Annotated in this window: 8 protein-coding genes and 1 pseudogene; all 9 read left to right on the forward strand. The window is 29.4% G+C overall.

The features are described 5' to 3' along the window. Positions 1–5 precede the first annotated feature (5 nt). The 9 genes and pseudogenes from def to B3Z56_RS10950 all read left to right on the forward strand — a co-directional run bounded on the left by def (position 6) and on the right by B3Z56_RS10950 (position 6,267). Positions 6–457, forward strand: a pseudogene (gene def / locus B3Z56_RS10910) (peptide deformylase). A gap of 201 nt (positions 458–658) precedes the next feature. Further along, on the forward strand, positions 659–904 hold the full coding sequence (locus B3Z56_RS10915; RefSeq protein WP_346878770.1) for a hypothetical protein: 246 nt from the start codon (positions 659–661) through the stop codon (positions 902–904). A 21-nt stretch (positions 905–925) separates the two neighbouring features. Beyond that, the gene (locus B3Z56_RS10920; protein ID WP_346878771.1) at positions 926–1,225 is read left to right on the forward strand and encodes a hypothetical protein; all 300 of its coding nucleotides are present in this window, start codon (positions 926–928) and stop codon (positions 1,223–1,225) included. A 24-nt stretch (positions 1,226–1,249) separates the two neighbouring features. After that, positions 1,250–1,438 carry a hypothetical protein gene (locus B3Z56_RS10925; protein WP_346848012.1) on the forward strand — a complete coding sequence of 63 codons (189 nt, stop codon included), beginning with the start codon at positions 1,250–1,252 and terminating at the stop codon, positions 1,436–1,438. Positions 1,439–1,611: 173 nt separating this feature from the next. Continuing rightward, on the forward strand, positions 1,612–1,743 hold the full coding sequence (locus B3Z56_RS10930) for a hypothetical protein (protein ID WP_346848013.1): 132 nt from the start codon (positions 1,612–1,614) through the stop codon (positions 1,741–1,743). 15 nt (positions 1,744–1,758) lie between these two features. Continuing rightward, a complete protein-coding gene (locus tag B3Z56_RS10935; RefSeq protein ID WP_346878772.1) occupies positions 1,759–2,430 on the forward strand; it encodes an NUDIX hydrolase in 672 nt (223 codons plus the stop codon). A 144-nt stretch (positions 2,431–2,574) separates the two neighbouring features. Further along, positions 2,575–3,264: a Crp/Fnr family transcriptional regulator gene (locus tag B3Z56_RS10940; protein ID WP_346848015.1), complete on the forward strand. Its 690-nt coding sequence runs from the start codon at positions 2,575–2,577 to the stop codon at positions 3,262–3,264. Positions 3,265–3,465: 201 nt separating this feature from the next. Next, the gene (hcp, locus tag B3Z56_RS10945) at positions 3,466–5,115 is read left to right on the forward strand and encodes a hydroxylamine reductase (protein ID WP_346878773.1); all 1,650 of its coding nucleotides are present in this window, start codon (positions 3,466–3,468) and stop codon (positions 5,113–5,115) included. Positions 5,116–5,373: 258 nt separating this feature from the next. Next, positions 5,374–6,267 (forward strand): AraC family transcriptional regulator, encoded by an 894-nt coding sequence (locus tag B3Z56_RS10950; RefSeq protein WP_346878774.1) that lies wholly within the window; start codon positions 5,374–5,376, stop codon positions 6,265–6,267. Positions 6,268–6,293 lie beyond the last annotated feature (26 nt).

Here is a 6,293-nt window from a genome sequence, read left to right on the forward strand (position 1 = left end):
AATAAATGGCATTAAGAAAAATTAGACTTTCAAATGATGAGATATTAAGAAAAAAAGCAAAGTGGTTGAAAAGGTAGATGATAGAATTAGATTAATCTTAAATGATATGGCAGATACTATGTACAATACAGAAAATGGTGGTGGCTTAGCTGCTCCACAGATAGGAATATTAAAAAGATTAGTTGTAATGGATATGGGACAAGGATTGATAAAATTAGTTAATCCAAAGATAATCTACAAAGAAGGGGAACAAAATGTGGTAGAGGGTTGCTTAAGTATACCAGATACTTGGGGAAAACTAAAAAGACCAGCAAAGGTTATAGTGCAAGCCTTAGATGAAAATGGTGAGGAGGTTACATTTACCGGTACAGGTGACTTAGCAAAATGTTTCTGTCATGAGATTGATCACTTAGATGGAATACTCTTTACGGATCTTGTAACAGAATACATTAGGTAATTATCTTTTAAAATAAAAGTATCCTATACTATTTAAAGAATAATATAGGATGCTTTTTTAAATTATGTTATATAAAAATTATAATAGCCTTGAATGCGTTGAATGTGCAAATTAATTTATGTAAAATAAAGAATATTATAACAATATATTTTATTATGATATATAATTAAATAGATGTTTTATGGTAAAGAGAGGTACTTAATGGTGGATGAGCAAAATATACAGAATGAAATGATAAGTAAAGAAAAGTTAATAGAGTTTGTTGCTCCTTATTATAAAAATAAAGATATAATGCATGGCTTATCACATATTGAAAGAGTTCTAAAATATGTTGAAAGATTAGTGAAGAGCATTGATTATAAAGTTGATATGGATATTTTATTATATGGTGCATACTTTCATGGCTTTATATATAATAGTGAGAAAAATATAATTCAATGGTTATAGTCACAGAATATGTCTCAGAGTATGATAAAGAAAATTATTAATGCTTCAAGAGAATCACAAAAGGATGAGGAAGCTATCACTATAGAAGGAAAAATTCTTCATGATGCACACATGATAGAAGGTGGAAAAACATATTTAATTGTTAAATCACTTATAACAGGATCAGTTAGAGGACAAACATTAGAAGAAACGATTAAATATATAGAAGATAATATACTTGGTAAGGGTACTTGTTATTTGCCAAAAGCAAAAAAGATCTATCGGGAGCAACAAGAGTTTGCTAAGGCTTTTATTTATGATTTAAAGGTGGGTTTAAAGTGATAATTACATTGGGAGGTTTTTAATTTGAATTTTGAAGTTGTTTTAAGAGAAAAGTACTTAGAAAATCCCTGCTCACTTCAGCCAACGGCGTTATGGAAAACCATAAAGATGACTTCTGATTTTAAAAAGGAAATTAAAGTTAATAATAATGAAATTGTAAATCTTATTATAGAAAATGTGGATTTCAAGGAAATGATATTTGACATATTTTAAGAAGAAAATTATAGATAAGGCTTATTTTCAAAATTAATGAATCTTTAGTACAGGTGCTTTTATATAGCAAAATTCCTGAAACCCGCATGAATAGAACAACTATTTAACTATTTACCTATTTAACTAGTTTCATAGTTAAATAGTAGAAATTTTAAATAGTTAGGAGAATATTTATGTATAATATACGCTATGCTACTATTGATGATGCAAAAATACTAGGAGAAATTAATATTGGTAAGGAGCTAAAAGAGTATCGTTATGTAAAAGAAATTGAACAATTAAAGGTGGTGACTTTTAGGCAATGAGCCTAAAAGTAAATTATGACAATTCATAGAGAAAAAGTAAATTCTAGAGGTGAGACCTTGGAAAAATTTTTAGAAAGGTATAATCCTGAGAAATATAAGAAACCTGAAGTGACGGTGGATACTTTAATATTTACTGAGAAAAAGGTGCATGAAGAAAAAAATCAACTACAAATATTGCTAGTGAAGAGAAAAGATCACCCTTGTATAGGTAAGTGGGCAATTCCTGGAGGGTTTGTGAATATGGATGAAGATATAGAGGCGGCAGCTCTTAGGGAATTGAAAGAAGAAACTAATGTGGATGATGTTTATCTAGAGCAACTATATACCTTTGGAGACGTAGGAAGAGACCCACGAGATAGGATTATAAGTGTTTCATATGTTGCATTAGTAGATTATGATAAATTAAAACCTAAGGCTGGAGATGATGCAGCAGAGGTGGCTTGGTTTAGAGTTGAAAAAAACTTATTATACTCTAGTCAGGAAGAAGGTACCTACAGACTAATTTTTTATAATGAAGAAAGAAAAATAAAAATAGAATATTTAGTATTAGAAAAGAGTGTTAAAAAAGGAAGTGGTAGAAGCAGAGAAGTATATATAAAACCTTCAATGGAAAATACAGACTTATTAGCTTTTGACCATGAAAAAATGATTAATTTAGCTATTAACAAGTTAAATATTCTTAGGTAAACTAATACACTTATATTTTAAAATTGTTAAGCAAATGAGGAAATAATCTTTGTTTGTAACACTTATTACAGCAATTTATAGTGCCATGTGATATTATATTACAAAATGAAGAAATAAAGGATAAGTAAGGAATGGTGAAGTCTTATGGATGAAAAATGGATTAATCAGTTAATGACCATTGAATTATTTAAAGATATTGAAAAAGAAGAACTTAAAAGTGTATTAAGCTGTTTAAAGTCTAGCATAAAAACCTATAAAAAAAGAGATATAATAACTATTGAAAAAGACAAATTAACTGGGATAGGAGTAGTTTTGGAGGGTGAAGTAAGTGTTAGTAAGGAAACTTTAGATGGGGATAGAGTTATGATGTCAAGAGTAAAAAGAGGAGATTTATTTGGAGAGATAGATGCTTTTTCTAAGGATGGATGGCTTTCAACTGTAGAGGCATATACTGATTGTACTATCCTATTTTTGCACCCAGATAAGATTGTAGGAGTATGCAATAAAGCCTGTGAAGGACATAAAAATTTAATACAGAATATGTTACAAATAGTAGCTAAAAAAGCTCTTAGTTTAAATGAAAAGGTAGAAATTCTTTCATTAAAAAGTATAAGAAAAAAAATTAGCACATACTTGATTCAGCAATATAGTATTAATAACAGTCTTACCTTTGATATACCTTTAAAGAGAAATGAATTAGCTGAATATATACTTGTATCTAGACCTTCCCTTTCAAGAGAATTAATAAATATGAAGGAAGAAGGAATTATAGATTTTCACAGAAGCTCCTTTAGAATAATTGATCTAAAAGGTTTAAGAGAATGTCTAGGATAGCGAGTTATTCAAGAGAGGCTTTCTCAAAATAGAAAAATCTATTTTGAGAAAGCCTCTTTTGATAAATCTATAAATAATCATAAAATTTACAAATATCTAACAATGGTATCCTGAGATACCGAAATTAAGTGTGAAATTACATATTATATTAATATAGATTAAAAAAACCAATTAAAACAAAATTTAAAAGGAGGTTTTTAAATGAGTATGTTTTGTTATCAATGTCAAGAAACTGCAAAAGGTACAGGCTGTACAATAAGAGGTGTATGTGGAAAGACAGAGAAGGTTGCTAACTTACAAGATTTAATGATTTATTCACTAAAGGGAATTGCTATTTTTCAGCAAAAAGGATTAGAAAAAGGTATAAGATTTCCTAAAGCTAATCATTTTATAGTAAGTGGACTATTTATGACTATTACAAATGCTAATTTTGATGATTCTGCATTTGTTGAAAAAATAAAGGAAGCTATAGAACTTAGAGAAGAAGTTAAGAAAGAATTACTGGATAAAGGAATAAATTTAGGAGAATTACATGATGCTGCTACTTTTGTAGTACAAGGTGATTTAGAGCTTTTAGAAAAATCAAAGGCTATTGAAGTTGGAATATTAGCTACTGAAAATGAAGATGTACGTTCTCTTAGAGAATTAATTATTTATGGTGTAAAAGGTATGGCAGCATATGCTGAACATGCATTAAATTTAGGAAAAGAAAATGAAGAAGTTTATGATTTTATGGTAAAGGCATTAGTAGCTACATTAGATAATACATTAAGTGCAGATGAACTAGTTGCCCTTACTTTAGAAACAGGTAAATTTGGTGTGGATACTATGGCAATGCTAGATGATGCCAATACAGGTGCTTATGGAAATCCAGAAATTACTGAAGTAAATATAGGAGTTAGAAATAATCCTGCTATATTGATATCAGGACATGATTTAAAGGATTTAGAAGAGCTTTTAGAACAAACAAAAGATACAGGAGTAGATGTTTATACTCATGGTGAAATGTTACCAGCTCACTATTATCCATTCTTTAAGAAATATTCTAATTTTGTAGGTAACTATGGTAATGCTTGGTGGAAACAAACTGAAGAATTTGAACCTTTTAATGGGCCAATACTGTTTACAACAAATTGTATAGTACCACCAAAGGAAAGTTATGCAGATAGAGTTTATACTACAGGTGCTACTGGATATCCAGGATTTAAATATATTAAAGATAGAAAAGATGGAAAAGCTAAAGACTTTAGTGAAATTATAGAACATGCTAAAAAATTACCATCACCTAAAGAAATTGAAAAGGGTAAAATAGTAGGTGGTTTTGCTCATGCACAAGTATTTGCTTTAGCAGATAAGGTAGTAGAAGCTGTTAAATCTGGTGCTATTAAGAAGTTCTTTGTTATGGCTGGTTGTGATGGAAGAATGAAATCAAGAAATTATTATACAGAGTTTGCAGAAAAATTACCAAAAGATACAGTAATATTAACTGCAGGATGTGCTAAATATCGTTATAATAAATTAAATCTTGGCGATATAGGCGGAATTCCAAGGGTTTTAGATGCAGGACAGTGTAATGATTCTTACTCATTAGCTGTAATAGCTTTAAAACTAAAAGAAATATTTGAACTAAATGATGTAAATGAACTTCCTATAGCTTATAACATAGCTTGGTATGAACAGAAAGCTGTAATAGTACTTCTAGCATTACTTTATTTAGGAGTAAAAAATATTCATCTAGGACCAACACTTCCAGGATTCTTATCACCAAATGTAGCAAAAGTATTAGTAGAGAATTTTGGAATAGCAGGCATAGGAACTGTGGATGAAGATTTAGAAATGTTTCTAGGATAATATATGCCCCTAATTTACCCCTAATATATTTATCCTTAACATATAAATATTTCAGTGAAAATAAGGGTATTGACTTTATATATTAAGTTAATACCTTTATTTTTGTATATAAATTAATCTATATAAGTGAAATAATAATATAGAAATATATTCTAGTGTAATATATAATTAAAGTTAAATAATCTTGCAGAAGAGGACAAGAACTGCAAGGTTTAATGCTTTATAACTTGATATACTTTTATTAAAGGAGGGATAGATATGGAACTTTTAGATAAAATGAATAGAGCCATTGAGTATATGGAAAGTAATATAACTAATAGAATTGATTATGAGAAAGTAGCTAATGAAATTGGGTATTCAGTGCATCACTTTCAAAGAATGTTTTCTTTTATTACTGAGATTTCAATGGTAGAGTATGTTAGACGTAGAAGGATGACTATGGCTGCTTTTGAACTGCAAAACAGCTCTATGAAGGTTATCGATATTGCACTAAAGTATGGGTATGAATCACCAGAGGCTTTTGCCCGCGCATTTCAGAATTTGCATGGCATAACTCCTACAACAGCAAGAAATAAGGGAATAAGTCTAAAAGCATATTCACGTATATCCTTTCAAATTTCTATTAAAGGAGTAAGTGAAATGAAGTATAGAATTGAAACAAGAGAAGCTTTTCAAGTTTATGGCATTGAAAGAATATTTGACACGAATTATGATGAGAATTTAAGAGAGATACCCAACTTTTGGGATGAAGTATTAAGTAATGGGGAATGTGACAAATTAGCTGAATCTACAGGTAACTTAAACAATCAAGGAGAGTTATGTCCAGTAAATGCAATATGCGATTATAGGAAAACTGGTGGTACTACTTTTCCATATATGATATGTGCTTTAAATAGTGATAAAAGTGATACCACAGGTTATAAAATAGTAGAGATTCCATCAGCCACTTGGGCGATTTTTACTTCAGAGGAATATGATATTGATGATATTAGTACTGCTTTTCAAGATTTAAATAAGAGGGCACACACTGAATGGCTACCTACATCAACTTATAATAAATTAGAAGGTTATGATTTAGAAATGTATTATGAAAAAGAGAGTGGTAAAGGCTATTGTGAATCTTGGATTAGAGTAGAGTCTAAAACTGAATAATAATATATAAATAAGGATCAGCTATA

This window comes from Clostridium sp. UBA7791 (assembly GCF_002480755.1).
Classification (GTDB): domain Bacteria; phylum Bacillota; class Clostridia; order Clostridiales; family Clostridiaceae; genus Clostridium_J; species Clostridium_J sulfidigenes.

Bases quoted from the DNA above. Each gene is read 5' to 3' on its own strand.
- B3Z56_RS10915 (WP_346878770.1), top strand. From the start codon at position 659: ATGGTGGATGAGCAAAATATACAGAATGAAATGATAAGTAAAGAAAAG.
- B3Z56_RS10950 (WP_346878774.1), top strand. From the start codon at position 5,374: ATGGAACTTTTAGATAAAATGAATAGAGCCATTGAGTATATGGAAAGT.
- B3Z56_RS10940 (WP_346848015.1), top strand. From the start codon at position 2,575: ATGGATGAAAAATGGATTAATCAGTTAATGACCATTGAATTATTTAAA.
- B3Z56_RS10935 (WP_346878772.1), top strand. From the start codon at position 1,759: ATGACAATTCATAGAGAAAAAGTAAATTCTAGAGGTGAGACCTTGGAA.
- hcp (WP_346878773.1), top strand. From the start codon at position 3,466: ATGAGTATGTTTTGTTATCAATGTCAAGAAACTGCAAAAGGTACAGGC.
- B3Z56_RS10920 (WP_346878771.1), top strand. From the start codon at position 926: ATGATAAAGAAAATTATTAATGCTTCAAGAGAATCACAAAAGGATGAG.
- B3Z56_RS10930 (WP_346848013.1), top strand. From the start codon at position 1,612: ATGTATAATATACGCTATGCTACTATTGATGATGCAAAAATACTAGGA.